This is a genomic window from Lentzea chajnantorensis, assembly GCF_054300775.1.
The window spans coordinates 220,222-246,077 of sequence record NZ_JBSDZT010000002.1 but is presented as its reverse complement, the minus strand read 5'-3'; the positions used below and the strand labels follow the sequence as shown (position 1 = coordinate 246,077).

Genomic DNA, 25,856 nt, shown 5'->3' with positions numbered 1-25,856 from the left:
ACCTGGACTCCCGGCTCGCGCGGTCGAAACGCGCGGGTACTCGGTTGACGATCACACCTAGACTCTCGCTGTGTGATCGTCGAGTACCGCGTCCTGGGACCGCTCGAGGTGCTGGCCGACGGCGAGCCGATCGCCGTCCCGGCTGGGCGGGGACGGGTGTTGCTGGCCACCTTGTTGTTGCGCGCCAACGAGTTCGTGTCCGTCGACGAGTTGGTGGACCGGGTGTGGGAAGGGGCGCCGCCGGCTGCGGAACGGGCGCACAAGACGTTGCAGACGGTCGTGTTGCGGTTGCGGCGGGCGTTGGGGGCGGCCAGCTGCGTGCGGACGGTGTCCGGTGGGTACCGCGCGGAGGTCGCGCCGGAGCAGCTGGACCTCACGCGGTTCCGGGCGTTGGTGGAGCAGGGGGAGTTCCGGGCGGCGCTGGGGTTGTGGCGGGGGCCGGTGCTGGCCGACGTCGCTTCGGAGGCGTTGCACCGCGAGGACGTGCCGCCGCTGGTGGAGGAGCACGTCGTGGCGTTGGAGCGGCGCATCGACGAGGACCTGGCGCGGGACACCGACGTGCTGGTGCCCGAGTTGCGGGCGTTGATCGGGAAGCACCCGTTGCGGGAGACGTTCTGGGCGCAGTTGGTGCTGGCGTTGCACCGGTCGAACCAGCAGGCGGAGGCGCTCGCCGTCTACGAGGAGGTGCGCAGGAGCCTCGCCGACGAGCTCGGGGTCGACCCCGGTCAGCGGTTGCGCGACGCGCACCGGCAGGTGCTCAGCGGTGAGGTGCCGTCCGGCGGTGTGCCGCGGCAGTTGCCGGCCGGTGTGCCGCACTTCGTCGGTCGGGAGCGGGAGCTCGACCGGCTCACCGAGCTGCTGCGGACGCGGCCGGGTGAGCCGGTGCTGATCTCGGCGATCAACGGGATCGGCGGCGTCGGGAAGACCGCGCTCGCGGTGCAGTGGGCGCACCAGCAGGCCGACCGGTTCCCCGACGGGCAGCTCTACGTGAACCTGCGCGGGTTCGACTCCCAGGCCGAGCCCGCGGACCCGATGTTGGTGGCCCGCGACTTCCTGGTGGCGCTGGGCTTCGCGTCGCACGAGATCCCGACGTCGGGGGAGCCGCTCGTGGCGGCGTACCGGTCGGCGCTGGCCGAGCGGCGGATGTTGCTGGTGCTCGACAACGCGCGTGACGTCGAGCAGGTGCGGCCGTTGCTGCCCGGTGGCGCGGCGAACCTGGTGGTCGTCACGAGCCGCAACCGGCTCGCCGGGCTGGTGGCGCGGGAGGGTGCGCTGCCGGTCGCGCTGGACGTGCTCGACGAACGGCAGGCGGTCGCCCTGCTGGTCGAACGCGTCGGCGCCGCCAGGGTCGAGGCCGAGCCGGACGCGGTGCGGCGGCTGGTCAAGCGGTGTGCCGGGTTGCCGCTCGCGCTGAGCATCGTCGCCGCGCGTGCCGCGTACGGGGACTCGCTGGGCACCCTCGCCGACGAGCTGGACGACGAACGGCTCGACGCGCTGGACATCGACGACCCGACCACCGGCGTCCGCGGTGTGTTCTCGTGGTCGCTGCGGTCGGTCAGCGAGCCGGCGGCCAGGACGTTCGTGCTGCTCGGGCTGCACCCCGGCCCCGACTTCGCGTTGAGCGCCGTGGCGAGCCTCACCGCGCTGCCGGCGGCCGAGGCCCGGCGCGCGCTCGCCGAGCTGGTCGCGGGCAGCCTCGTGCAGGTCGGTGCGAGCGGCCGGTACTCGCAGCACGACCTGGTGCGCGACTACGCGGCGGAACGGGCGGCCGAGCTGCCGGCGCAGGTGCGGGACGCGGCGGTGCACCGGATGTTCGAGCACTACCTGCACCTGACCCAGAACTGCTGGCAGCGGTTGCAGTTCAACATCCCGCCGGTCGTCACGGAGCCGCCCTCGCCGGGAGTGGTCGTCGAGGAGGTCCCGGACTCGGACGTGGCGTGGGCGCGGTTCGGCGCCGAGTACCCGGTGCTGTTCGGCACCGTCGAGCGCGCGAACGAGCTGGGTGCGGACCACGTCGTCTGGCGGGTGCCGTTCATGCTGCACGGCTACCTCTCCCGGCAGGGCTACATGCGGGAGGCGGTGGGCCTGCACCGCCTCGGGCTGGCCGCGGCGCAGCGGCTCGGCGACGTGGAGGCGCAGAGCCTCATGCACCGCAGGATCGCCGCGATCCTCATGAGCTTCGACGACTACGGGGAGACCGAGTTCCACCTGCGCGAGGCGATCCGGTGCGCCCGGCCCGGCGGCAACGTCCTCGCGGAGGCGCACCTGCGGCGCGGGCTCGCGTTCGCCTACGAACGGCAGGGCCGGCTGGCGGACGCGCTCGACGTGCTGGCGGAGATCCACCCGCGGATCGTGGGCCAGGACGACAGCTACGAGGTCGGCCGCCACCTCGCCGCACTGGGTCGCGCCCACCACACCGTCGGGCAGCACGAGCGGGCCCTGCAGCTCTGCCTGCAGGCGGCCGAGAAGTTCGCGGAGACCGACTTCAACGGCCAGGACGAGGGACCGTGCGGCAACACGGAGACGCTGGGTGACATCCACCACGCGCTGGGACGGCACACCGAGGCCGTTGTGATCTACCGGCGGGCGTTGCAGATGTGGCGGGACATGCGGACCGCGACCAACATCGCCGACTGCCTGCGCAAGATGAGCGAGGCGTTCATCGCCATGGGGGACCCCGTCCAGGCGCGCGAGTGCCTCCTCGAAGCCGTGCAGATCATCAAGGGCAGCCAGGACTCGACGTACTACCAGGGGGCGGAGGACCTGCAGGACCTGCTCGCCCGGCTCGACCGGATCGAGGACGCCGACGGGACGACGGCGTGAAGGCCGAGTACCGGGTGCTGGGGCCGCTGGAGGTCCTGCTCGACGGTGCGCCGGTCACCGTCCCGGCCGGCCGCTGCCGGGTGCTGCTCGCGACGTTGTTGTTGCGCGCCAACGAGTTCGTGTCCGTCGACGAGCTGGTGGACCGGCTGTGGGACGGCGCACCGCCCGCGCCGGACCGCGCGCACAAGACGTTGCACATGGTCGTGACGCGGCTGCGGCAGGCGCTCGGCGCGGCCGGCTGCGTCACCACCCGCAGCGGCGGCTACGCGGCCGTGGTGGCGCCGGAACAGCTGGACCTCACGCGGTTCCGCGTGCTGGTGGAGCAGGGGGAGCTGCACGCGGCGCTGGCGCTGTGGCGCGGCCCGGTGCTGGCCGACGTGGTCTCCGAGCCGCTGCACCGCGACGACGTGCCACCGCTGCTCGAAGAACAGGTCGTGGCGCTGGAACGCCGGATCGACCAGGACCTCGCCCGCGACACCGGCGCGCTCGTGCCCGAGCTGCGGGCGCTGGTCGCGCGGTACCCGTTGCGGGAGGTGTTCTGGGCGCAGCTGGTGCTGGCGTTGCACCGGTCGGACCAGCAGGCGGAGGCGCTGGCGGTCTACGAGGAGGTCCGCGCCCGCCTCGCCGCCGAGCTGGGAACCGGTCCCGGGCAACGGCTGCGCGACGCGCACCGGCAGGTGCTCAGCGGTGAGGTGCCGCCCGACGACGTGCCCCGGCAGCTGCCGGCCGGTGTCCCGCACTTCGTGGGCAGGGAGCGGGAGCTCGACCGGCTCACCGAGCTGGTGCGGGCGCGGCCGGGTGAGCCGGTGCTGATCTCGGCGATCAACGGGATCGGCGGGGTCGGCAAGACCGCGCTGGCCGTGCGGTGGGCGCACGAGCAGGCTGACCGGTTCCCCGACGGGCAGCTCTACGTGAACCTGCGCGGGTTCGACTCGCGTGCCGAGCCGGTCGACCCGCTGTCGGTGGCCCGTGACTTCCTGGTGGCGCTCGGTTTCGCCGCGGCCGGTGTGCCGGCGGCGGAGGACGCCCTCCTCGCGGCCTATCGGTCGGCGCTGGCCGAACGCCGCGTGCTGCTGCTGTTGGACAACGCGCGTGATGTCGAGCAGGTGCGGCCGTTGCTGCCCGGCGGTGCGGCGACCCTCGTGGTCGTCACCAGTCGCAACCGGCTCAGCGGGCTGGTGGAACGGGAGGGTGCGCTGCCGGTCGCGCTGGACGTGCTCGACGACCGGCAGTCGGTCGACCTGCTGGTCGAACGGATCGGGCCGGCCAGGGTGGCGGCGGAACCCGAGGCGGTGGCCCGCCTGGTGCGGCGCTGCGCGGGTCTGCCGCTCGCGCTGAGCATCGTCGCTGCCCGTGCCGCGTACGGCGACGCGCTGGGCACCCTCGCCGGCGAGCTGGACGGCGAACGGCTCGACGCGCTGGACATCGACGACCCCACGACCGGCATCCGCGGCGTGTTCTCGTGGTCGCTGCGGTCGGTCAGCGCGACCGCGGCGAGGGTGTTCGTGCTCCTCGGCCTGCACCCCGGCCCCGACTTCACGGCCGACGCCGCGGCCAGCCTCGCCGCGGTGCCGGTGGAGACCGCTCGCGCGGCGCTCGGCGAGCTCGTCGCCGGCACCCTCGTCCAGCACGGCGCGGACGACCGGTACTCCCTGCACGACCTGTTGCGCGACTACGCGGCGGAACGGGCCGCCGAGCTGCCGGAGACCGAACGGGAGCACGCGCTGCGCGGCATGTTCGACCACTACCTGCACACCTCGCTGCTCGCCTGGACACAGGTCCGGTCGGTGGTCGTCGAGCCGCCGGTCGCACCGCCGGTCGCGCACGCGGTGGTCCGGCCGGTCGCGGACCTGGCCGCCGCGGGGGAGTGGTTCGCCGCGGAGAAACCGGCGCTGCTGCGGGTCGTGGCGCACGCGGCCCGGTCCGGCGCGGACGACGTCGCGTGGGCGCTGGCGTTCTCGATGCACCTGGCGGTCCTGCGGGCCGGTGACCTCGCCGTTGCCGTGGCGCTCAACCTCCAGGGGCTCACGGCGGCGGAACGCGCCGGCAGCCGCTGGGGCCGTGCGCGGATGCACCGCTGCCTGATTGGCACGTACATCGCCATGCGGGCGCTGGACGACGCCGAGCTGCACCTGCGGGCGGCGCTGCGGCTGGAGGAGGACGACCCCGCCTCCAGGGTGAACCTGACCAGGGGCCTCGCCCAGATCTACCAGTTCCAGGACCGCGCGGCGGACGGGCTGGCCGCCCTGCTCGGGGTGCGGGACCTGGCCGACGGGCTCGCCGACCGGGTGGAGCGGGCGAACTACCTCGCGAGCCTCGGCGACTTCTACCTGATGTCCGGTGACGACGAGCAGGCGCTCGTGGTCGGGGAACAGGCGCGGGCGGCGATGCGGGAGGCCGGCGTCCGGCCGACCCCGGTGCTGTGCCGCAACATCGAGGGGCTCGCCGCCCTGCACCTGAAGGCCGGGCGGTATGCCGAGGCCATCGCGTACTACGAGGAGTCCGTGGGCCTGCTGCGCGAGATGCGGGCGACCTACGACCTGGCGCACACGCTCGTGCTGCTCGGGAAGGTCCTCAAGCAGACCGGTGACCTGCGGCGGTGCGAGGAATGTCTGCGCGAGGCGGAATACATCATCGGCGAACGTGATGACGGATCGTCACGAGACGTGCGCAGAGAGCTGAATGTCGTGCGGGGCTAGAAAATTCGTGTTTGTACCGACCTTCGTGGGGTATCCGAGTTGAGGATTTCCCCACCTGGAGGTGTCATGATCGTCCTCGGACTGATCCTGCTCGTCGTCGGATGGCTCGCCGGTATCAGCATTCTGACGACCATCGGTGTCGTGCTGCTGGTCATCGGCGCGATCCTCGCCGTTCTCGGCGCGGTCGGCAAGCCGATCGGCGGTCGCGCGCACTACTTCTAAGAAGGTCCTGACGCCAGGACCGCGGTCCTGAAGCAGGGCTAAGAAGCCAGAAGGGGGAGCCTCCACTGTGGAGGCTCCCCCTTTCGGCTTGGGCGGCAACGGTTTGTGGACGTTGCTCCGGCTTCAGCTGCCTAAAGGCTGCTCTTGCTCCGAGCGGCCGCCGCGAACACTCCGAACGCGACTCCCAGCATGCCCAGAGCGGCGACAGCGGCAACAACAAGATCAACAGACATGATCAGAAAAACTCCCTACGGCGATCTCTCCCGTTCTGATGACGCTCGGGTACCCACTCGCGTTGCATCGAGTAACGTTTTCCGCGTGAAACTCCGTGCTGTGGAAGCGCGTGTGCTCTCCGTAGCGCCGTGGCTGCTCGCCCTGTCGGTGGTCGGGCACCTGCTCATGGTCGCCTTCCAGGCGAAGATGACCATGATCGACCTGCTCGTCTACCGCAACGGATCACCGCACCTGTTCCGGGGCGACCTCTACGAGTGGCGGCTCGACCAGTACGCGGACGTCTTCCCGCTACCGTTCACCTACCCGCCGTTCGCGGCCGCGATCTTCACGCCGATGAGCTGGGTGCCGTGGGAGGCCTCCCGCTGGATCTGGCAGCTGATCTGCCTCGGGTGCCTGTACTTCATCGTCCGCACGAGCCTGAAGCTGCTCAGGCTCGACGACCCGCGCCGCGCGATGCTGTGGACCGCGCTGGTGCTGTGGATCGAGCCGGTGCGCACCACGCTCAACTACGGGCAGATCAACCTGGTGCTGTGCGCGATCCTCATCGGCACGCTCGCGAGCGCGCGCAACTGGGTCGGCGGCGCGGGTGTCGGTTTCACTGCGGGCATCAAGCTGACGCCCGCGATCTCCGGTTTGTACTTCCTCATCACGAAGAGGTGGATGGCCGCCGTTTGGTCGTTCGTCGCTTTCGCGGCCACGTACGGCATCGGCTGGGCGATCTCACCGTCGCAGTCGGACAGGTTCTGGTTCCAGCTGCTCGGCGACGCGAGCCGGGTCGGGCCGGTCGGCAGCGCGATCAACCAGTCGATGCGCGGCGCGCTGAGCCGCACGGTCGGCCACGACGTGCAGACCGGGCCGCTCTACCTCGTCGCCGTCGTCGTCGCGGCCGCGCTCGCGTGGTTCGCCGTCAGCAGGACCAGGGACGTGCTGGCGTTGATCGTCAGCGTGCAGTTCCTCGGCCTGCTGGTCTCGCCGATCTCGTGGAGCCACCACTGGGTGTGGGTGGTGCCCGCCCTGCTGTGGCTGGTCTACGAGGGCGGCCACGTGCTCTGCACGATCACCGCCGGCCTGTGGGTGCTGCTGACCGGCGGCTTCCTGATCTCGTTCCTGCTGCTCGCCCAGCCGAACATCTGGGACTTCGCCCGCCCCTGGTACCTCGTGGTGCTCGGCTGGGGCTACCCGGCCGCGGGCCTGCTGACGCTGGTCGCGATCGGGCTCGCGGCCCGGCGCCGGGCCGGCGGCCCGCCCTCCGGTGAGGAGAAGGCCGCCGACGGCGCACCGAGCCGGGTCGCCGGCTGACGGCAGCCTCCCTCAGGAGAGCGCGTCCACCACCCCGTCGATCTCCTCGGCGAGGGAGACGTCCAGCGCGGTGATCCCGCCCTTGTAGTGCGTGCTCAGGCGGAATGTCAGCGTCTTGTACCGGATGTCGACGTCCGGGTGGTGGTTGTCGTTCTCCGCGATCTCCGCGACCCGGTTCACGACCATGATCGCCTGCGCGAAGCTCGCGAGCTCCACCGTCCGGACCAGTGCCGCGTCCTGGGCGGTCCAGTCGGGCAGCTTGGGCAGCACGTCGTTCAACTGATCGTCGCTCAACAGCTCGGCCATGTCCTGATCGTCCCACCACGTCACGTAAGCTGCGCGTTCGCCACGGGAGTCCGGTGAAGCGCCGGGCTGAGAGGAGGGCTCGCAAGCCCTCGACCGTCCACCTGATCCGGGTCATACCGGCGTAGGGAGAGATGATGAGAAGGATTTTCGCTGCTCTGACCGCTGCGGCGCTGGTCACCGGGTGCTCGGCCGGCACGTCGACCGCCCCGCAGGCGCGCGAGGTCACGCTGGTGACGCACGACTCGTTCGCGGTGAAGGACGGCCTGCTCGACGAGTTCAAGCAGGCCACCGGCATCACCGTGAAGCAGATCGCGAGCGGTGACGCGGGTGAGCTCACCAACAAGCTGGTGCTCACCAAGGCGAACCCGATCGGCGACGTCGCGTTCGGCGTCGACTCGACGTTCGCGTCGCGGGCGCTGGCCGAGGGCGTCTTCGCCGAGTACGCCTCACCGGAGGCGGCCAAGGGCGCGCAGCGCTACCAGGTCGACGGCACGAACCGGCTGCAGGCCGTCGACGTCGGTGACGTGTGCCTCAACATCGACCCGGCGAAGCTCGGCGGTGTCGAGCCGGCCTCCTACGAGGACCTGGTCGACCCGAAGTTCAAGGACAAGCTGGTCGTGGAGAACCCGGCCACGTCCTCGCCCGGTCTCGCGTTCCTGCTCGGCACGATCGCGAAGTTCGGCGAGAACGGCTGGCAGGAGTACTGGACCAAGCTCAAGGCCAACGGCGTCAAGGTCGTGAGCGGCTGGGAAGAGGCCTACAACCAGGAGTTCTCCGCCACCAAGGGCGACCGGCCGATCGTCGTGTCGTACGCGTCGTCGCCGTCGGCGGAGGGCGGCAAGACCAAGGCCGTGCTCGGCACCTGCTACCGCCAGGTCGAATACGCGGGCGTGCTGTCCGGCGCGAAGAACTCCGAGGACGCGAAGAAGGTCCTCGACTTCCTGCTGGGCGAGAAGTTCCAGGCGCAGGTCGCCGAGCAGATGTACGTCTACCCGTCGCGCGAGGGCGTCGCACTGCCCGAGTCGTGGACGAAGGACGCCCCGCTGCCGGCGAACCCGCAGACGCTGCCCGCCGACAAGGTGAAGGACAACCGCGAAGCCTGGGTCGAGCAGTGGCGCAAGCTCGTGCAGGGCTGACGCTGGTCTCGGCCCGCACCGGGTGGTCGGCGGCGGCGCTGCTGCCGCTGGCCTTCCTCGGACTCTTCTTCGCGTGGCCGGTGCTGGCGATCGTCACCCTCGGCCTGCGCGAGGGCGGGGTGCTCGACGCGGTCCTCGCCGGGGAGACCTGGGAGCTGGTCGGGTTCACCCTGGGCCAGGCCCTCGCCTCGACGGCCGTGGCGGTGCTCGCCGGGATGCCGCTCGCGTTCGTGCTGGCCCGGTGCCGGATTCGCGGGCTCGGGTTCGTGCGCGCGGCGGTGATGGTGCCGTTCGTGCTGCCGACCGTGGTGGTGGGCCTGGCGTTCCGGACGTTCTGGCCCGACGGCGGGGTGCTGCCGATCGTGCTGGCGAACGCGTTCTTCAACGTCGCCGTGGTCGCGCGGACCGTCGGCGGGCTGTGGGCGCACACGGACCGGCGGGCCGAGGACGCCGCCCGTGCGCTGGGGGCGTCACGGCCGCGGGCGTTCCTGTCGGTGGTGCTGCCGGCGCTGGCCCCCGCCGTCGGGTCGGCCGCGGCGGTGGTGTTCCTGTTCTGCGCCACCAGCTTCGGTGTGGTGCTGGTGCTCGGCGGGTCGCGGTACCGGACCCTGGAGACCGAGATCTACCTGCGGACGGTCGAGCTGTTCGACCTGTCCGGTGCCGCCGCGCTGTCGTTGCTCCAGTTCGCCGCAGTGCTGGCGGTGCTGGTGCTCGGAGCACTGGCCCGAAGGCGGCGGGAGACCGCGCTGTCGTTGCGCGGCAGGGAGGAGCTGGCACGCCGGCCGTCCGGTGGTGAGTGGTACGTGGTCCTCGCGGCGTTCGCCGTCGTGGCCGCGCTGCTGACGCCGGTGGTGGGGCTGGTCACGCGCTCGCTGTCCACAAGGGACGGCTGGAGCCTCGCCGGGTACGCCGCGCTGACCACCCGCGGTGACCGCGGGACGCTCGCGGTCACCGGGATCGACGCGGCGCTCAACTCGGTGCGCACGGCGTTCGACGCGACCGCCGTGGCGCTGGTGGTCGGGGTGTTCTCGGCGGTCGTGCTGGTCGGGTTGCGGCGCGCGGGCGGCCGGTTCGCCGAGGTGCTGGACACCGCGCTGATGCTGCCGCTGGGCGTGTCCGCGGTGACCGTCGGCTTCGGGTACCTCATCACGATGGACGCGCTGCCGGGCGACTTCCGCACCTCGCCGCTGCTGGTGCCGCTGGCGCAGGCGCTGGTCGTGACGCCGCTGGTCGTGCGGATGGTGCTGCCCGTGCTGCGGGCGGTCGACGAACGGCTGCGGCAGGCGGCGGCCACGCTGGGCGCCTCGCCCGCCCGCGTGTGGCGCGAGGTCGACCTGCCGCTGGTCGGGCGCTCGCTCGCGGCGGCGGCCGGGTTCGGGTACGTGGTGGCGCTGGGGGAGTTCGGTGCCACGAGCTTCCTGGCGCGGCCGGAGTCGCCGACGCTGCCGGTGGTGATCGCGCGGCTGATGTCGCGGCCGGGGGAGTTGAACAGCCAGATGGCCTACGCGGCGTGCGCGCTGCTGATGGTCGTCACGGTCGGGTGCGTGCTGCTGATCGAGCGGTTGCGCGTGCCGAGCAGCGGGGAGTTCTGATGGCACTGGCACTCGGCTCGATCACCGTCCGGTATGGACGGACGACGGCCGTCGACGGCGTGTCGCTGGAGGTCGCCGACGGCGAGGTCGTGGCGCTGCTCGGGCCGTCCGGCTGCGGCAAGTCGACGCTGCTGCGCACCGTCGCGGGACTGGAGAAGCCGTCCGCGGGCGCGGTGCGCTGGGACGGCGCTGACCTGGCCGGCGTGCCGGTGCACCGGCGGGGGTTCGGGCTGGTGTTCCAGGACGGGCAGCTGTTCCCGCACCGGTCGGTGGCGGGCAACGTGGCGTTCGGGCTGCGGATGCGGGGCGTCGACCGCGAGGAGCGCGACAAGCGGGTGGTGTCGCTGCTGGAGCTCGTCGGCCTCGACGGGTACGCCGACCGGCGCGTGACGCAGCTGTCCGGCGGCGAGCAGCAACGGGTGGCGCTGGCACGGGCGCTGGCGCCGTCACCGCGGTTGCTGCTGCTGGACGAACCGCTGTCGGCGCTGGACCGGGCGTTGCGCGAGCAGCTCGCGGTGGACCTGGCGCGGCTGCTGCGGGAGTCGGCCACGACGGCGCTGGTCGTGACGCACGACCACGACGAGGCGTTCACGCTGGCCGACCGGGTGGCGATCATGTCGCGCGGCCGGGTCGTCCAGGTCGGGCCGCCCGCGGAGGTCTGGTCGGCGCCGGTCGACGTGGAGACGGCGAAGTTCCTGGGGTGCGGCAAGTTCGTGCCCGGTTCGTTCGTCGGGCTGGACGTTCCGCGAGTGGGGCTGCGGGCGACGGCGTTGCGCGTCGACGCCGACGGGCCGTTGTCCGGGACGGTGGTGGAACGGGTGCACCGGCGCGACCACGTGCGGTTGCTCGTGGAGATCGACGGCGAGGAGTACGAGGCCGTCGGACCGGTGTCGGTCGGTGACCGGGTGCGGCTCGCAATCGACTTGGACGGTGTCGCGCGCGTCGGGTAGTTGTTGGCCCATGGGACATCTCGACGGGCGGGTCGCACTGGTCACGGGCGTGAGCAGGCGGCAGGGCATCGGGTACGCGATCGCCACGCGCCTGGCCGGACTCGGCGCCGACCTGTTCGTGCAGCACCACGTGCCGCACGACGCCGAACAGCCGTGGGGTGCCGACTCGGTCGACGAGGTCGTCGCGGGCATCGGCGGACGGGTCGAGCACCTGGGCCTCGACCTGGCCGAGCCGGACGCGCCCGACCGGCTGGTGGCGGCCGCGGTCGAGGCGTACGGCCGGGTCGACGTCCTGGTCTGCAACCACGCCCGCTCCGGCGGCGACGGGCCGTTGGGCGAGCTGGACGCGGCGATGCTCGACGCGCACCACGCGGTGAACACGCGGTCGACGATCCTGCTCGCGCAAGCGTTTGCCCGGCAGCACGACGGCGCTCGTGGCGGACGGGTCGTGCTCATGACGTCCGGTCAGAACCTGGGCCCGATGCCCGGTGAGGTCGCGTACGCGGCGTCGAAGGGTGCCCTGGTGGGAATCCTGCCGACGTTGTCGCACCACCTGATCAGGCAGGGGATCACGGTCAACGCCGTGAACCCCGGCCCGACGGACACCGGCTACGCGACGCCGGAGGCGCACGAGTGGGTGCGGGAGCGGATGCCGCTGGGCCGCTGGGGCCAGCCGGACGACGCCGCCCGGCTGGTCTCGTGGCTCTGCACCGACGACGCCGGCTGGGTCACCGGCCAGGTCATCAACAGCGAGGGCGGCTTCCGCTGACCCCCTGCCTGCCCAGGCAGACGTCAGTTGTCCTTCGTGATCAGGCGAGCCGCCGCCAGGCCGGTGCCGATCAGCAGGTAGCAGCCCGCGAGCAGGGTGCTGTCCCAGATCTGGTCGAGCGGCATCGGGTCGCGCATCACGTCGACCAAGCCGGGGAACCCGGTCGTGAGCAGGAACGGGTGCAGCCAGTCGAGCGACGGGAACTGCCCCAGCACCTGGAACACGATGATCCCGGTCATCGTGGCCGCCTGCACCACCAGTGGGTGCTCGGTGGTCGACGAGACGGCCAGCGCCACCGCGCCGACCGCGATCATCTGGAACGTCACCAGCACGATGAAGAACGCGATCCGCAGCAGGCCCTCACCGGTCGACAGGGTGTTGCCGGACAACGTCATCATGCCGTCGTTGCCCAGGAACGCCGTGCCCGCGGCCATGCCGACGACCGCCATCAGCGTGACGGCCAGCAGCGACATCGCGCTGATGCCGAACAGCTTCACGAACAGCAGCCGCACCCGTGACACCGGCGCGACCAGCAGCCCGCGCAACGTGCCGTGCTGCGCCTCGCCCGCGAGCCCGTCCGCCGCCCAGATGGACGCCACCAGCGGCAGCAGCAGGTTGAGCGACAGGAACAGCGTGAAGATGGACACGACCAGGCCGTTGCCGGTGAGGATCGCGGACAGGCCCGGCCCGCCGCCGTCGCCGTCGGCCGTCCAGATGCCGAAGCTGATGACGATGGGCACGAGCACCAGGCCGAACAACCCGATGAGGGTCCGCGGCCTGCGCAGCATCCAGCGCACCTCGGACCCCAGCTGACGCGTGATCATCGCGTTCCCCCCGTCCAGCGTGTCCACGGCGGACATCCCGCGCTCGGCCTCCTCGGCGTCGGTGAGCCGCGCGAACAGCTCCTCCAGGCCGGTCTTCCAGCGCGTCGCCTCGTGGACGTGCACGCCGGCCTTGACCAGCGTCTCGATCACCTGCGGGGCACTGGTCCCCGCGAGTTCGACCCGCAGGCCCTCGCCGAGCGGTCGCGCGGAGATGCGGGCCTGGCGCAGTGCGCCGAGCGCGTCCTCCACGTCCGGCGTGACCACCTGCAGCGCCGAACCGCCCGCCTGCAGCAGCTCGGTCAGCTCTCCTTGCGCCACAACGGTTCCCCGGTGCAGCACGGCGACGTGGGTGCAGGTCGCCTCGACCTCGCTGAGCAGGTGGCTCGACACCATCACGGTGCTGCCGCTCGCGTGCAGCTCGGCGATGATCTTGCGGATCTCCCTGGTGCCGGCCGGGTCGAGCCCGTTGGTGGGCTCGTCCAGCACGACGAGCCTGCGCGGCACGAGCAACGCCCCGGCGAGGCCGAGACGTTGCTTCATGCCGAGCGAGTACCCGCGGAACCTGCGGTGGGCCGCCTGGGCGAGCCCGACGCGTTCGAGTGCGTCCTCCACCGCCTGCTTGACCTGCTTCTTCGGCAGCAGCGGCTCGAACGCGGCACAGCGGATGAGGTTCTCCCGCCCGCTCAGGAACGGGTGGAACCCCGGACCCTCGACCAGCGCGCCCACGTGCGGCAGCGCCTGCTCGGCCCCGTCCGGAAGCGGCCGGCCGAGCAGTTCGATCTCCCCCTTGGTGGGCCGCACCAACCCGAGCAGCATCCGGATCGTGGTCGTCTTGCCCGACCCGTTGGGGCCGAGCATGCCGAGCACGGCCCCCTCCGGCAGCTCCAGGTCGACGCGGTCCACGGCGACCGTGCTCCCGTACTCCTTGCGCAGACCCCTGGTCCGCGCGGCGACCCCGGTCTGCACCGGTGCGGCCGCCGGCGCGCTGGTCGAGGTGGTCACTTCACCTGTCCGATCGTGTCGAACAGGACCTGCTCGGGAACGGCACCCGCGACCACGCGGCCGTCGTCCGCGATCAGGACGTTCGCGACCTTCGTGGTGAACAGCTTGCCGGTGCCCCAGCTGCCGCTGACCTTCTTCGTGAACCGGTCGACCAGCCCCTGCGCCTCGGCGGGCACCCGGGTCATGGCCTGAGCAGGGATGCGCGCGCCGACCACGGTGTCCCAGCCGTCGCCGAAGAACTGCGGGTCCTTGCCCTGCAACGCCTGCTCCAGCGCGGCCTCGGGCTTGCGGTCACCCCGCTGCTCCTTCGCCTCGGGCGTCGTGACCTTCGCACCGGCGGCCGGCGTGAACTCGAACAGCTTCGCGTCCTGCGGTCCCACGGTCAGCTGGGTGAAGCCGACCTGGGCAGCGGGGGAGCTGGCGCCGTTCGTGTGGATCGCGACCCGCAGCGGCATCTTCGTCTCGGAGTCGACGGCGATGCGGACCTCGCGGACGAGGGTCTTCTCGGTCGGCTTCGGGGTGAGGACGAGCTCGTAGGCCGCGCGGTCGGCGACCCGCGCGGTGCCGTCGACGCTGAGGTCGCTCGACTCCTTCGTCAGGTTCACGATCTCCCTGGCCGCGGTCGTCGGGTCGACGGCCTTCGCCTCCGCGGGCGCCTTCCCGGCGTCGGCCCCGTGCTCGGCCTTCGTGACCTCGTTGGTCTGCGAGTTCCACGACCAGGTGGTCTTGCCGTCGTTGACGATCGTCTGCTCGGACTGGCCCGTCGGCAGGGCGAGGCGGAACTTCTCGTCCCCGTCGGTCCAGATCCGCGCGGTGTGGTTGCCGTCGGCCAGCTGCGGGATCTCGGCGATCGCAGGCAACCCGAGCTTGTTCTCGGCCTGCACGGTGCCGCCGAACGCGGCCGGCTTCGTCGTCAGGACCTGCTCGACCAGCGCTTCCGGGGTGATGGGCGGAAGCGTCGGCGGCTGACCTGCGCCTGCGGGCATGGCGAGCAGGCTGAGGCCTGCCGCGCCGGTGACCACCGTGGCCGCTGCCGCGGCCAGGGTCACCTTTCGCTTGTTCATCGCTGTGGTCCCCTCCTCCATGGGCTTGTGGGACCAGCTTGCTGGGGGCGAGCTGAGATGGTGCTGAGACTAACGTCGTCGCTGGTCGGCGGCATCGGGACGCGGCGTCGCCCCGTGCCCGGCACCGGTCCGCTGAGAGTCGGCTGAGACCGTGCGAGCGACCGGGGTGGCGTGGGTGCATGCTGATCTCGTGAAGCCTCGAGTGCTGGTCGTGGACGACGAAGCCGGCGTGCGCCGGGCGTTGGAGCGCGGGTTGTCGGCCGAGGGCATGGAAGTCGTCACGGCCGCGGACGGGCCGACGGCGTTGCGGGTCGCGTTGACCGGGGCGTTCGACGTGGTGCTGCTGGACATCATGTTGCCGGGGCTGTCGGGGTACCGGGTGCTGCAGCGGATGCGGGCCGACGGGGTGCGGACGCCGGTGCTGATGGTGTCGGCCAAGGACGGTGAGGTCGACCAGGCCGACGGGCTCGACCTCGGGGCGGACGGGTACCTGGTGAAGCCGTTCAGCTTCGTGGTGCTGGTGGCGCAGGTGCGCGCGTTGCTGCGCAGGGGCGGGGGTGCGCGCCGCAGGCTGACGCTGGGGGAGCTCGTCATCGACCGCGGGTTGCGGGAGGTGAGCTGGGCGGGGCAGGACGTGTCGCTGAGCCCGCGGGAGTACGCGGTGCTGGACGTGCTGGCGTCGCGGGCCGGGTCGGTGGTGACGAAGGACGAGCTGCTGCGGACCGTGTGGGGCGATGAGCAGGCGGCCACGCGCAACGCCGTTGAGGTGTACGTGGGGTACCTGCGGCGGAAGCTGGAGGCGGTCGGGGCCGGGGAGGTGGTGCGGACCGTGAGGGGGCACGGGTACATCGCGTCGACTCCGGACCTGGACAGCGCGCTGGGGAACAGGTGAACCCTCGTCGCTGGTGGTCGCGGCGCAGTCTGCGGTTCCGCATCACCGTGGTGGCGACGGGGGTGGCGTTGCTGTGCCTGCTGGCGCTCACGGGGCTGGCGCCGTCGTTGATCGGGTTGGTCCAGCTCACCGCGGTGGACCGGGAGCTGGCGCAGGAGCCGCCGCGGGTGCTGGACCTCGCGGGAACGCCGGTGGACGGCAAGCCGGAGCTGCCGCTGACCGGGCAGGACGTCCGCGCGTTGAAGGCGGGGGAACCGGTGCTGCGGCTCGACGGGGCGTCCGCGTACCGGTGGCGGGGACAGGTGGTGTTCCTCGGCGACGGGACGCCGCGGCTCGAGGTCTACGGCGACAAGCTGCTGGGGTACGAGAACGCCAACACGGTCGGCACGCGGTGGCTCGCGGTCGCCGCCGTGCTGGTGGCCGGGCTGGTCGGCACCGCCACGTGGCTCGCGGTGCGGTCGTCGCTGCTGCCGGTGGAGCGGATGCGGGTGGCGGCGGGGGCGCTGCCGCACGGGGAGCGGTTGCCGGTGCCGCCGTCGCGCGACGAGCTGCAGGCGCTGGCGCAGGCGCTGAACGCGTTGCTGGCGCGGCGGGACGAGGCGTCGGACCGGCTGCGGCGGTTCACCGGGGACGCGGCGCACGAGCTGCGGTCGCCGGTGGCGTCGGTGCGGGCGCAGGCCGAGGTCGCGGTGGCGCACCCGGACCCGGACTTCTCCATCGAGGTGCTGGAGTCGGTGGTCGAGGAATCGATCAGGCTCAGCCGGCTCGTCGACTCGCTGCTGATCCTCGCGCGGGCGGACACCGCGGCACCGGGACGGGCCGAGGCGGTCGACCTGGTGCTGGAGGCGGAGGCGGCGATCTCCCGGCTCGACACCGAGCTGCTGGTGCGGCTGAACGCGCCGCCCTCGGCGTGCCTGGTGTCGGCGACGCGGTCCGAGGTCGAGCTGGTGCTGGACAACCTGCTGCGCAACGCCGGGCGGTACGCGTACTCGACGGTCACCGTCACGCTGGCGCCGGTCGGGCGGGACGTGCGGCTCATCGTCGACGACGACGGGCACGGCATCCCCGCGGAGCACCGGGCGAAGGTGTTCGACCGGTTCTACCGGGTCGAGGAGGACCGCGGGCGGGCCTCCGGCGGCTTCGGGCTGGGGCTCGCGCTGGTCGCGCACCTCGTGCAGCGGCGCGGCGGGACCGTGCTCGCGGCCGAGTCACCGGCCGGTGGCGCGCGTTTGGAGATCCGCTGGCCGTCCTGGTAGTCAACGCGGGTGCCTGAGTTGCGAGCGTCGGCGTTGGTCGACGCGCCCGTCGCGGTGGTCGCCGGTGCCCTGCTGGACACCTCGTTGCTGACCGGTCTCGGTGTGAGGGTGCCGGGGCCGCTGCTGTGCACCGGGGACGTGCTCACCGGGCCGTTCGGGGTGAAGCTCACCGTCACGCGCGCCGACCTGTCCGGGGTGTCGGCGGCGGGGGTGTTCCTGGAGCTGCACACGGACCTCGTGGTCACCGGTGCCGGGACGATGGTGGTCGACCGGGTGGGCTGGACGACCGTCGGCGGCGCGGTTGGGCGGTTCGCCGACGTCGTGGTCGGGCGCGGGATGGCGTTGCGCCTGCTGGAGAAGCGGTCGGCGGCGCTGGCCAGGCGGTGCGCCGAGCTGGTGGCCGCGCGGGTCGTCGTCGGAGCGGCCGTCGTCCGGGGCGGACGGTTGCTCGCGCAGCAGCGGTCGTACCCGGAGGGCCAGGCGGGGCAGTGGGAACTGCCCGGTGGCCGGGTCGAGGACGGGGAACGGCCGGAGGACGCGCTGGTGCGCGAGTGCGTCGAGGAGCTCGGCGTGCCGGTCGTGGTCGGCGACCGGGTCGGACCGGACGTGCCGCTGAAGCGGGACCTCGTGCTGCGGATCCACGCCGCACGGCTCGACCCCGCGGGCGGTGAGCCGGAGGCGTTGGAGCACAACGCCGTCCGGTGGCTCACCGCCGACGAGCTGCCGGGACTGCCCTGGCTGCCGGCGGACCGGGTGCTGGTGCCGGCCCTGCTGGACCTCCTCAGCTGAGCCCGGACAACCGCAGCGCCGCGTCGAGCCGGGGCTGCGCGCGTTCACGGGCCCGGTCGGCACCCGCGCGGCGGATGCGGTCCAGCTCCGCGGGGTCGGCGAGCAGAGCAAGCGTGCGGTCGCGGACCGGGCGCAGCTCCTCGACCACCGCCTCCGCCACGGCCTCCTTGAGCTCGGAGAACCGGCCCGTGAAGTCCTCCGGTTCCGCACCGGTGCACGAGGCGAGGACGTCGGTCAGGTTCGCGATGCCGTCGGTCGACGACACCGCGCGCCGGATCTTGCGCCGAACCAGGTCCGGTTCGTCGAGCACGAAGACCACGCCGGCCGAGCTCTGCGCCGACTTGTCCATCTTGCGCGCCGGGTCGGACAGGTCCTTGATCCGCGCGCCCACCTTCGGCACCACCGCGGTCGGCACGACGAACACGTCGCCGTAGGCGTGGTTGAACCGCCGGGCGAGCGCGCGGGCCAGCTCGACGTGCTGGAGCTGGTCCTCCCCGACCGGTACCTCCGCGGTGCCCTGCAGCAGGATGTCCGCCGCCATCAGCACCGGGTAGGTGAGCAGGCTCAGCCGCACCGACTCGCGGCCGAGCGACTTCTCCTTGAACTGGATCATCCGCGCGGCCTCGCCGTAGGTGCAGGTGCACTCCAGGACCCAGTTCAACGCCCCCAGCTCGCGGATCAGGTCGGACTGCACGCAGGTGCTCTCCGGTTCGATGCCGCACGCGATCAGCACCGCGAACTGCTCCCTGGTGAGCGATCGCAGCCGTTGCGCGTTGTGCGAGGACGTCATCGCGTGCAGGTCGCTGATGAAGTAGACGTCGTCCTTGGTGCCCTCACGCGCCCACGTGCGCAGCGCCCCCAGGTAGTTGCCCAGGTGCACCTGGCCGGACGGGGTGATGGCCGACAGCCTGATCATGGTCGGGTCCCTTCGAGGTTCGGGACCGCCCGCACGGAACGCATGAAAAAGCCGCCCCTGCCGGGCGGCCTGTGTTCGCGTCAGCGCACAGCTGTTACGGCCGCCTGGAAGCGGCCCACCAGAACGCGTTCATCGTGCGCATGCCCGGCAGTATAGGACTACCGTTGCTCCATGTTCATAGTGTTGCTGGAGTACGCCGCGCCGCTGGAACAGATCGACTACGCCCTCCCCGACCACCGCGAGTGGGTCGAGGAGCAGTACGGGCGGGGGCTCTTCCTCGCGTCCGGGCGTCAGGTGCCGAGGACCGGGGGCGTGATCATCACACGCCCGATGCCCCGGGGCAGGCTCGAAGCGCTGCTCGCCACGGACCCGTGGGCCGAGCAGAAGTTGGTGAAGTACAAGATCATCGAGTTCGAGGCGACGCGGACCGCCGACGAGCTCGCCAAGCTGAACGAAGCCGTGCTGCCGGCCCACTAGCCCGGTTGGCCGGCCTGCCACCCGATCGAGGCGTCGAGCCCTCGACCGCGGGTGCCGCTCGTGCCGGGAACGGCCTCGCGGAGTGAGCTTGCGCACGTGGAACGGCCCGTCCACGCGTGGACGGCAGGCGGTCTCACGCCGCCTTCTGGGCCTTCTTGGCGGCCTTCGCCGCCTTCTTCGCGGCCTTCTTCCTGGCCTTGTCGCGCTCCTTGAGCAGGAAGGGCACCGGGCAGCGCTTGCACTGCGGCTTCGACCTGCAGCACTTCTTCTTGAGCTTTTTACCCACGTGTTGAACTCCCCCTCACTCCTGCCGCTACAGTAGGTGAGGCTCACTTCACTGGCACTCTTGTGTGGTAATGCCGCCCCGGCCGGTACTCTGGTGTACGGCTGTGCGCATCGACGTGTCCGGCGCGAGCCCCCTCCACGACTTTCAAGCTCTAGGAGTTCTGCGTGCCCACGGCCACCGCGTCCGCCCTACAGACGCGCACTGACCTGCGCAACGTCGCTATCGTCGCGCACGTCGACCACGGCAAGACGACTCTCGTCGACGCCATGCTGCGCCAGTCCGGCGCCTTCTCCGCGCGGGCCGAGCTGGTCGACCGGGTCATGGACTCCGGCGAGCTCGAGCGCGAGAAGGGCATCACCATCCTCGCGAAGAACACCGCCGTGCGTCGTCACACGCCCGACGGTGACGTGATCATCAACGTCGTCGACACCCCCGGCCACGCCGACTTCGGCGGCGAGGTCGAGCGGGCGCTGTCGATGGTGGACGGCGTCGTGCTGCTCGTCGACGCGTCCGAGGGCCCGCTGCCCCAGACGCGCTTCGTGCTGCGCAAGACGCTGGCCGCCGGCCTGCCGGTGATCCTGCTGGTCAACAAGGTCGACCGCCCCGACGCCCGGATCTCCGAGGTCGTCGAGGAGGCCCACGACCTGCTGCTCGACCTGGCCACCGAGGTCGGCGCCGACGAGTCCGTGCTGGACCTGCCGGTCGTCTACGCCTCCGCGCGCGCCGGTCGCGCCTCGCTGACCCAGCCGGAGGACGGCGGCCTGCCGGACGAGGAGAACCTGGACACCCTGTTCCAGGTGCTGATGGAGCACATCCCCGCGCCGCACGTCGACGTGGACGGCCCGCTGCAGGCGCTGGTCACGAACCTCGACGCCTCGACGTTCCTCGGCCGCATCGCGCTGTGCCGCATCCACCAGGGCACGATGCGCAAGGGCGAGACCGTGGCGTGGTGCCGCGAGGACGGCGAGCCCGTCAAGGTCCGCATCACCGAGCTCCTCATCACCGAGGCGCTGGACCGCGTGCCCGCCGAGTCGGCCCGCGCGGGCGACCTGGTCGCCATCGCCGGCATCGCGGACATCACCATCGGTGACACGCTGGCCGACGCCGAGAACCCCGAGGCGCTGCCCCGGATCACGGTCGACCAGCCCGCCATCTCGATGACCGTCGGCGTGAACACCTCGCCCCTGGCCGGTCGCAACGGTGGCACCAAGCTCACCGCCCGCGTCCTCAAGGCGCGGCTCGACGCCGAGCTCGTCGGCAACGTGTCGGTGAAGGTCCTGCCGACCGAGCGCCCGGACACCTGGGAGGTGCAGGGCCGCGGTGAGCTGGCGCTGGCCATCCTGGTCGAGCAGATGCGCCGCGAGGGCTTCGAGCTGACCGTCGGCAAGCCCCAGGTGGTCACGCGCACGGTCGACGGCAAGGTCCACGAGCCGTTCGAGCGCCTGTCCGTCGACTGCCCGGAGGAGCACCTCGGCGCCGTCACGCAGCTGCTGGCCAACCGCAAGGGCCGCATGGAGAACATGTCGGGCCACGGCACCGGCCGCATCAAGCTCGACTACGTGGTCCCGTCGCGCGGCCTGATCGGCTTCCGCACCGAGTTCCTCACCGAGACCCGCGGCACCGGCATCGCCAACGCCGTCGCCGAGGGCTACGGCCCGTGGGCGGGCGAGATCCGCACCCGTCACAACGGCTCCCTGGTCGCCGACCGCGCCGGCTCCATCACCGCCTACGCGATGATCCAGCTGGCCGACCGCGGCACGTTCTTCGTCGAGCCGGGCGCGGACGCCTACGAGGGCATGGTCGTGGGCGAGAACCCGCGCGCCGAGGACCTCGACGTCAACGTCACCCGCGAGAAGAAGCTCACCAACATGCGGTCCTCCACGGCCGACGTGATGGAGACCCTGGCCCGTCCCCGCAAGCTCTCGCTGGAGGAGGCGCTGGAGTTCTGCGCCTCCGACGAGTGCGTGGAGGTCGCGCCGGAGGTCGTGCGCGTGCGCAAGGTGACGCTGGACGCCAACATGCGCGGCCGTGAGCGGTCGCGGCTGAAGCAGCGCGGCTGATCTTCGCCCGGTCGGTGGGCGGTCCGGCTCCTGCCGGGCCGCCCACCGGCGTTTGGCGGGCGGCCGGACCCGCCTGGCCGGTGAACCCGCCCGAACCGCCCACCGGGGTGAGCCGTACTACCCGGCAGCGACGCAACCCCGCCGCGGACCGGGACGTCCTCCCAGTGACGCGGGTGACAGGTACACCGGGTTGCCCGCACGCGTTCACACCACTTCTGGCAATGTGAGGACCCATGAGGCGTCTCGGGGGAGTGCTGGCAGCCGCCGTCCTGTGCGGCGCCGCGGCCTGCACGAACGCGCCTCCGCCACCGCTGGTCCCCAAGTCCGAGGCCCCGGTCATCACCACGACGGGACCGAAGGTCAAGGAGGTGGTGGTCGGCGTCGACGACGTGGCCGGCGGCTACAACCCGCACGCCACCGCGACGCAGAGCCAGATCACGACCGCGCTCAGCTCCCTGCTGCTGCCGTCGGTGTTCCGCAGCGGGCCGAACGGTGCGCCGGAGCTCGACCGGAACCTCATGGTGAGCGCGAGGGTCACCAAGGCCGAGCCGTTCACGGTCACGTACACGATCCGCAAGGACGCCTCGTGGTCGGACAGCGCGCCGATCGCCGCCGAGGACTTCTACTACCTCTGGCAGCGCATGCGCAGCGAGCCCGGCGTGGTGGACCCGGCCGGCTACCGGCTCATCGACAACATCAGCGCCCGCGAGGGCGGCAAGGTCGTCGAGGTCGCCTTCGGCACGCCGTACCCGGGGTGGCGCAGCCTGTTCGGCAACCTGTTGCCGGCGCACCTGCTCAAGGACGCGCCCGGCACGTGGTCCAACGTGCTCGCCACCAACTTCCCGGCCACCGCGGGACCGTTCGCCGTGCGGAGCCTCGACGAGCCGCGCGGCGAGGTGATCCTGGAGCGCAGCGACCGGTACTGGGAGGTGCCGACCACGCTCGACCGGCTCGTGCTGCGGCGGGCCACGCACAGCGCGATGGCCGAGTCACTGTCCAAAGGCGACAACCAGGTGGTGTTGCTGCGAGCGGACGCCGCCGACGTCAACCTCATGAGGACGGTCGCCGGTCTCGACACGAAACCCGTGCCGCGCAACGAGGTCGTGCAGGTCCTGTTCAGGCCCGCCAGCCAGCAGCTCGCGGATCTCAAGGTGCGCAAGGCACTCGTGGCCGCCCTCGACCGGGACGCGTTGATCGCGAGCGGTGCGCAGAGCGGGCCGAGCGCGCAGCTGCGGGCCGACTCCTACGTCGTGCCGCCGAGCCGCGCCGGGTACCGGCCGGTCATCCAGGGCAACACGCTCGATCCGGCCGCGACCGAGCAGCTGCTCACCGAGGCGGGGTACGCCAAGGGCGCCGAGGGGTGGGTCAAGGCGGGCAAGGCGCTGAAGCTGCGGATCGCCGCCGCGGACGGGATCGAGCCGTACGTGACCGTCGCGAACCAGGTCAAGGCGCAGCTCGGGGCCAGGGGGATCGCGGCCGAGGTGGTCACGCCCAAGGCCGACGAGCTCTTCACCGTCCAGCTGCTGCAGAAGGACGTCGACGTCGTCGTCGGGCCGCGCGTGGACGCGGGCGACTCGGCGGCCGGGCTCGCGAGCCAGTTCGGGTGCACCGGGGACGCGCCGGACGGTGCCACGCCGAACCCGGCCAACGCCGCCGGGTTCTGCGACCCGGTGCTGCAGGCCGAGATCGACGCGGCGCTGGGCGGCAAGGTGCTGCTGGCCGACGCGCTCACCCGGATCGAGCCGCAGCTGCAGGCCCAGGCGGTGGCGCTGCCGCTGTTCCAGGTGGCCGACCTGCTCGGGGTGCTGCCGACGGTGTCCGGCGTGGACACCGGAGCGCCGCTCGCGGGTGTGCTGAGCGGTGCGCCCGAGTGGCGCCGCCTCGACACCAAGTGACGGGCCGCCCGGCCGTCCGGCCACACCGCGCACGGGATCGTCGTCGAGCAGGTTCAACCGGTGGAGAAGTGGGCACCCTCGCTGCGGCCGCCGAGGAAGTCGATCTTCTAAACGGGCTCGTCGTGCCGGGAAAACGGCCGGGTGGGCCCAATTCCGCGTTGGTACGTTCGGTCGCCTTCGTTGACAGAATTCCCGGTGCCCGGTTAACGAACGCCTTCGCCCGGTAATCGGGCCATTGCATTGGGCTACAAGGCGTCACCATTGGGTCACGATCGCCCTCCCAGGTAGTGACCGCCGCCTCAACGGGTTCTTACGGTGCTGCCCACGATGTGCCGGTTCGGGGCGCGTATGGCACATCACGGTCACGGGTGTGCACACCGGATGAAGGTGCGGCCGCCCAGTGCTAGGAGGGCACGTGTCGATGAGGAAGACCAAAGCACTGCCGGCGATCGCGCTGATCTCCAGCGCGGCGCTCGTGCTGGGTGCGTGCGGTGGTGGTGGCGGCGGCAACACGGACGCGAACGGGAACGACGCGACCGTCGCCGAGATGGCGACCGCGCGCGGCGAGTCCGGAGACGGCTACACCGCACCGGACACGAAGTCCAGCGAGCAGGTCGTCGTGTCCACGGACAAGCCGTACACGACGTACAACAACGCGACGGAAGACGGCAACAACTCGTACAACACGTTCGCGCTGGTGCTGGTCCAGCCGGGTGCGCACATCCTGAACGGCAACAACAAGGTCATCCTGAACAAGGACGTCATGGACGGGGTCGAGCTGCACCTCGAAGTCCCCGCAGACGGTGACCTGGAAGCTGAAGAAGGGCGTCACCTGGTCCGACGGCGAGGCGTGGGACTGCGACGACTTCTACCTGGCCTGGTTCTCGGCCAGCACGAAGGCCAAGAAGGCCGACGGCAGCAAGTACTTCAAGCCGGCCGGTACCACGGGCTACGACCTGATGACCGGTTCGTGCAAGGACGACCAGACGTTCGTGGGCACCTTCGACAGCCCGTACCCGGACTACGAGGGCCTGTTCAACAGCGACGTCCTGCCCGCGCACATCCTGGAGAAGGGTGCCGGCGTCGCGGACGTCACCAAGCTGACCGCGACGAGCGACCCCGCCGAGCTCGAGAAGGCCTCCGCCTTCTGGAACGAGAAGTGGAACGGCTTCGACAAGGCGCTCATGCCCGGTGCGGGCCCCTACATGCTGACGAGCTACGAGGCCAACCAGTCGGTCACGCTGGAGCGCAACCCGAAGTGGGCCGGCAAGCCCGGTGGTCCCGCCAAGATCATCCTGAAGGCGATCCCGGACCCCGTCGCGCAGGCGCAGGCGCTGGAGAACGGTGAGGTCTCCGTCAACTCCTTCGCGCAGCCGGACGCGAACGCGGCCACCAAGCTGAAGAGCCTGAACGCCCAGGGCGTCACGTTCGGCGCGGGCCCCGGCCTGTCGTTCGAGCACCTGGACATCCAGTTCAAGCACCCGGCGCTGTCCAAGGAGGAGATCCGCAAGGCCTTCTTCATGTGCGTCAAGCGCCAGGACATCATCGACAAGCTGATCTCCGAGGTCCAAGCCGACGCGAAGCCGCTCGGCAGCCTGATCTTCTTCCCGAAGGACGAGGGCTACAAGGACGTCTACGGCGAGAAGGCCAAGGGTGACGCGGCCGCCTCGAAGAAGATCCTCTCCGACGCGGGCTGGACGCAGGGTGCGGACGGCGTGTTCGCGAAGGACGGCGTCCGCGCCTCCTTCCGGATCAGCCACACCGACATCCCGCGGCGCAAGCAGACCGTCGAGCTGATCCAGGGCCAGTGCAAGGAAGCCGGCATCGAGGTCAAGGACGACACCGACCCGAACTTCCTCGACGAGCGCGTGTCCAACGGTGACTACGACGTCGCCCTGTTCGCGTGGTCCGGTGACCCGTTCAAGAGCTCCAAGAAGTCGATCTACGAGACCGGCGGTGGCCAGAACTGGCAGAACATGAGCGTCCCGGCTGCGGACGAGGCCCTCAAGACGGCCGTGTCCCAGACCTCGATCGCGGACTCGCTCAAGTACTTCCAGAAGGCCGACGAGGAGATCGCGAACGCGTACGGTTCGCTCCCGCTGTTCCAGATGCCGAACATGTGGGCGTTCAAGGGTCTCGACCGCGTGTACTTCCAGAGCTACTACGGCGCTCTCTGGAACGCCAACGAGTGGCAGCCCAAGAACTAGACGGGCCTGAGCAGTACACGAGGCTGAACTGAGGGGACGGGGCCGGGCCTACAGGTCCGGCCCCGTTCGCCTGGGTTCCCCGCACGCCACCACCGCGCGTACATTCCGCGCTGCGGGGTTCCCGTGCCCGGCCTCACCCCCCGGCAGCCGGGTGCCGC

20 protein-coding genes and 2 pseudogenes are annotated in these 25,856 nt (G+C 71.4%); 15 read left to right on the top strand and 7 right to left on the bottom strand.

Features of this window, described 5'->3' with window-relative positions; translation table 11 throughout:
* Positions 1-72 precede the first annotated feature (72 nt).
* The 4 genes from ACVDFE_RS01570 to ACVDFE_RS01555 all read left to right on the top strand — a co-directional run bounded on the left by ACVDFE_RS01570 (position 73) and on the right by ACVDFE_RS01555 (position 7,277).
* A complete protein-coding gene (locus tag ACVDFE_RS01570; protein WP_458429327.1) occupies positions 73-2,823 on the top strand; it encodes a BTAD domain-containing putative transcriptional regulator in 2,751 nt (916 codons plus the stop codon).
* Positions 2,820-5,522 (top strand): BTAD domain-containing putative transcriptional regulator, encoded by a 2,703-nt coding sequence (locus ACVDFE_RS01565; RefSeq protein ID WP_458429326.1) that lies wholly within the window; start codon positions 2,820-2,822, stop codon positions 5,520-5,522. Before ACVDFE_RS01570 ends, ACVDFE_RS01565 begins: the two co-directional genes overlap by 4 nt.
* 66 nt (positions 5,523-5,588) lie before the next feature.
* A complete protein-coding gene (locus tag ACVDFE_RS01560; protein ID WP_170067891.1) occupies positions 5,589-5,744 on the top strand; it encodes a DUF6131 family protein in 156 nt (51 codons plus the stop codon).
* Positions 5,745-5,933: 189 nt separating this feature from the next.
* Positions 5,934-7,277, top strand: coding sequence for a mannosyltransferase (locus tag ACVDFE_RS01555; protein WP_458429325.1), 1,344 nt, complete (start codon positions 5,934-5,936; stop codon positions 7,275-7,277).
* Positions 7,278-7,289: 12 nt separating this feature from the next.
* On the opposite strand, the gene ACVDFE_RS01550 is transcribed toward ACVDFE_RS01555, so the two are convergent.
* The gene (locus tag ACVDFE_RS01550; RefSeq protein ID WP_458429324.1) at positions 7,290-7,583 is read right to left on the bottom strand and encodes a 4a-hydroxytetrahydrobiopterin dehydratase; all 294 of its coding nucleotides are present in this window, start codon (positions 7,581-7,583) and stop codon (positions 7,290-7,292) included.
* 131 nt (positions 7,584-7,714) lie between these two features.
* Here ACVDFE_RS01550 and ACVDFE_RS01545 point away from each other — a divergent pair, with 131 nt between their 5' ends.
* From ACVDFE_RS01545 to ACVDFE_RS01530, 4 genes are read left to right on the top strand one after another with little or no spacing between them, the layout of a single operon-like run.
* Entirely contained in the window at positions 7,715-8,719 is a 1,005-nt protein-coding gene (locus ACVDFE_RS01545) for a thiamine ABC transporter substrate-binding protein (protein ID WP_458429323.1), read from the top strand.
* Entirely contained in the window at positions 8,695-10,311 is a 1,617-nt protein-coding gene (locus ACVDFE_RS01540) for an ABC transporter permease (RefSeq protein ID WP_458429322.1), read from the top strand. The genes ACVDFE_RS01545 and ACVDFE_RS01540 overlap by 25 nt, the downstream gene beginning before the upstream one ends.
* A complete protein-coding gene (locus ACVDFE_RS01535) occupies positions 10,311-11,261 on the top strand; it encodes an ABC transporter ATP-binding protein (RefSeq protein ID WP_458429321.1) in 951 nt (316 codons plus the stop codon). The genes ACVDFE_RS01540 and ACVDFE_RS01535 overlap by 1 nt, the downstream gene beginning before the upstream one ends.
* Before the next feature lie 10 nt (positions 11,262-11,271).
* Positions 11,272-12,030, top strand: coding sequence for an SDR family oxidoreductase (locus ACVDFE_RS01530; protein WP_458429320.1), 759 nt, complete (start codon positions 11,272-11,274; stop codon positions 12,028-12,030).
* Between the two features lie 23 nt (positions 12,031-12,053).
* Here ACVDFE_RS01530 and ACVDFE_RS01525 read toward each other — a convergent pair.
* The 3 genes and pseudogenes from ACVDFE_RS01525 to ACVDFE_RS01515 form a co-directional block, all read right to left on the bottom strand.
* Positions 12,054-12,833 (bottom strand): annotated as a pseudogene (locus tag ACVDFE_RS01525) (ABC transporter permease); the annotation flags it as partial.
* Positions 12,834-12,899: 66 nt separating this feature from the next.
* Positions 12,900-13,856, bottom strand: a pseudogene (locus tag ACVDFE_RS01520) (ABC transporter ATP-binding protein); the annotation flags it as partial.
* Positions 13,853-14,920 (bottom strand): LolA family protein, encoded by a 1,068-nt coding sequence (locus ACVDFE_RS01515; RefSeq protein ID WP_458429319.1) that lies wholly within the window; start codon positions 14,918-14,920, stop codon positions 13,853-13,855. The gene ACVDFE_RS01515 and the pseudogene ACVDFE_RS01520, both read right to left, overlap by 4 nt.
* A gap of 190 nt (positions 14,921-15,110) precedes the next feature.
* On the opposite strand from ACVDFE_RS01515, the gene ACVDFE_RS01510 reads away from it, so the two are divergent.
* Genes ACVDFE_RS01510 through ACVDFE_RS01500 form a run of 3 tightly spaced genes read left to right on the top strand, consistent with a single transcriptional unit; the run spans position 15,111 to position 17,857 of the window.
* Entirely contained in the window at positions 15,111-15,812 is a 702-nt protein-coding gene (locus ACVDFE_RS01510) for a response regulator transcription factor (protein ID WP_360386101.1), read from the top strand.
* Positions 15,809-17,068: a sensor histidine kinase gene (locus ACVDFE_RS01505; protein WP_360386104.1), complete on the top strand. Its 1,260-nt coding sequence runs from the start codon at positions 15,809-15,811 to the stop codon at positions 17,066-17,068. Before ACVDFE_RS01510 ends, ACVDFE_RS01505 begins: the two co-directional genes overlap by 4 nt.
* 9 nt (positions 17,069-17,077) lie before the next feature.
* A complete protein-coding gene (locus ACVDFE_RS01500) occupies positions 17,078-17,857 on the top strand; it encodes a (deoxy)nucleoside triphosphate pyrophosphohydrolase (RefSeq protein ID WP_458429318.1) in 780 nt (259 codons plus the stop codon).
* Here ACVDFE_RS01500 and trpS read toward each other — a convergent pair.
* Positions 17,850-18,773, bottom strand: coding sequence for a tryptophan--tRNA ligase (trpS, locus tag ACVDFE_RS01495; protein ID WP_360386110.1), 924 nt, complete (start codon positions 18,771-18,773; stop codon positions 17,850-17,852). The two genes, ACVDFE_RS01500 and trpS, sit on opposite strands and share 8 nt — an antisense overlap.
* Before the next feature lie 171 nt (positions 18,774-18,944).
* Between trpS and ACVDFE_RS01490 the strand changes: the two genes are divergently transcribed.
* Positions 18,945-19,250, top strand: coding sequence for a YciI family protein (locus ACVDFE_RS01490; RefSeq protein WP_360386113.1), 306 nt, complete (start codon positions 18,945-18,947; stop codon positions 19,248-19,250).
* 133 nt (positions 19,251-19,383) lie between these two features.
* On the opposite strand, the gene ACVDFE_RS01485 is transcribed toward ACVDFE_RS01490, so the two are convergent.
* Positions 19,384-19,536 carry a hypothetical protein gene (locus ACVDFE_RS01485; protein WP_360386115.1) on the bottom strand — a complete coding sequence of 51 codons (153 nt, stop codon included), beginning with the start codon at positions 19,534-19,536 and terminating at the stop codon, positions 19,384-19,386.
* A 164-nt stretch (positions 19,537-19,700) separates the two neighbouring features.
* Here ACVDFE_RS01485 and typA point away from each other — a divergent pair, with 164 nt between their 5' ends.
* A complete protein-coding gene (gene typA / locus ACVDFE_RS01480; protein ID WP_360386117.1) occupies positions 19,701-21,596 on the top strand; it encodes a translational GTPase TypA in 1,896 nt (631 codons plus the stop codon).
* Positions 21,597-21,829: 233 nt separating this feature from the next.
* Entirely contained in the window at positions 21,830-23,491 is a 1,662-nt protein-coding gene (locus tag ACVDFE_RS01475) for an ABC transporter family substrate-binding protein (protein ID WP_458429317.1), read from the top strand.
* A gap of 579 nt (positions 23,492-24,070) precedes the next feature.
* On the opposite strand, the gene ACVDFE_RS01470 is transcribed toward ACVDFE_RS01475, so the two are convergent.
* On the bottom strand, positions 24,071-24,238 hold the full coding sequence (locus ACVDFE_RS01470) for a hypothetical protein (protein WP_458429316.1): 168 nt from the start codon (positions 24,236-24,238) through the stop codon (positions 24,071-24,073).
* Positions 24,239-24,294: 56 nt separating this feature from the next.
* Here ACVDFE_RS01470 and ACVDFE_RS01465 point away from each other — a divergent pair, with 56 nt between their 5' ends.
* Complete coding sequence (locus ACVDFE_RS01465; protein ID WP_458429315.1) at positions 24,295-25,698, top strand: ABC transporter substrate-binding protein; 1,404 nt, start codon at positions 24,295-24,297, stop codon at positions 25,696-25,698.
* The last annotated feature ends 158 nt before the right edge of the window (positions 25,699-25,856 follow it).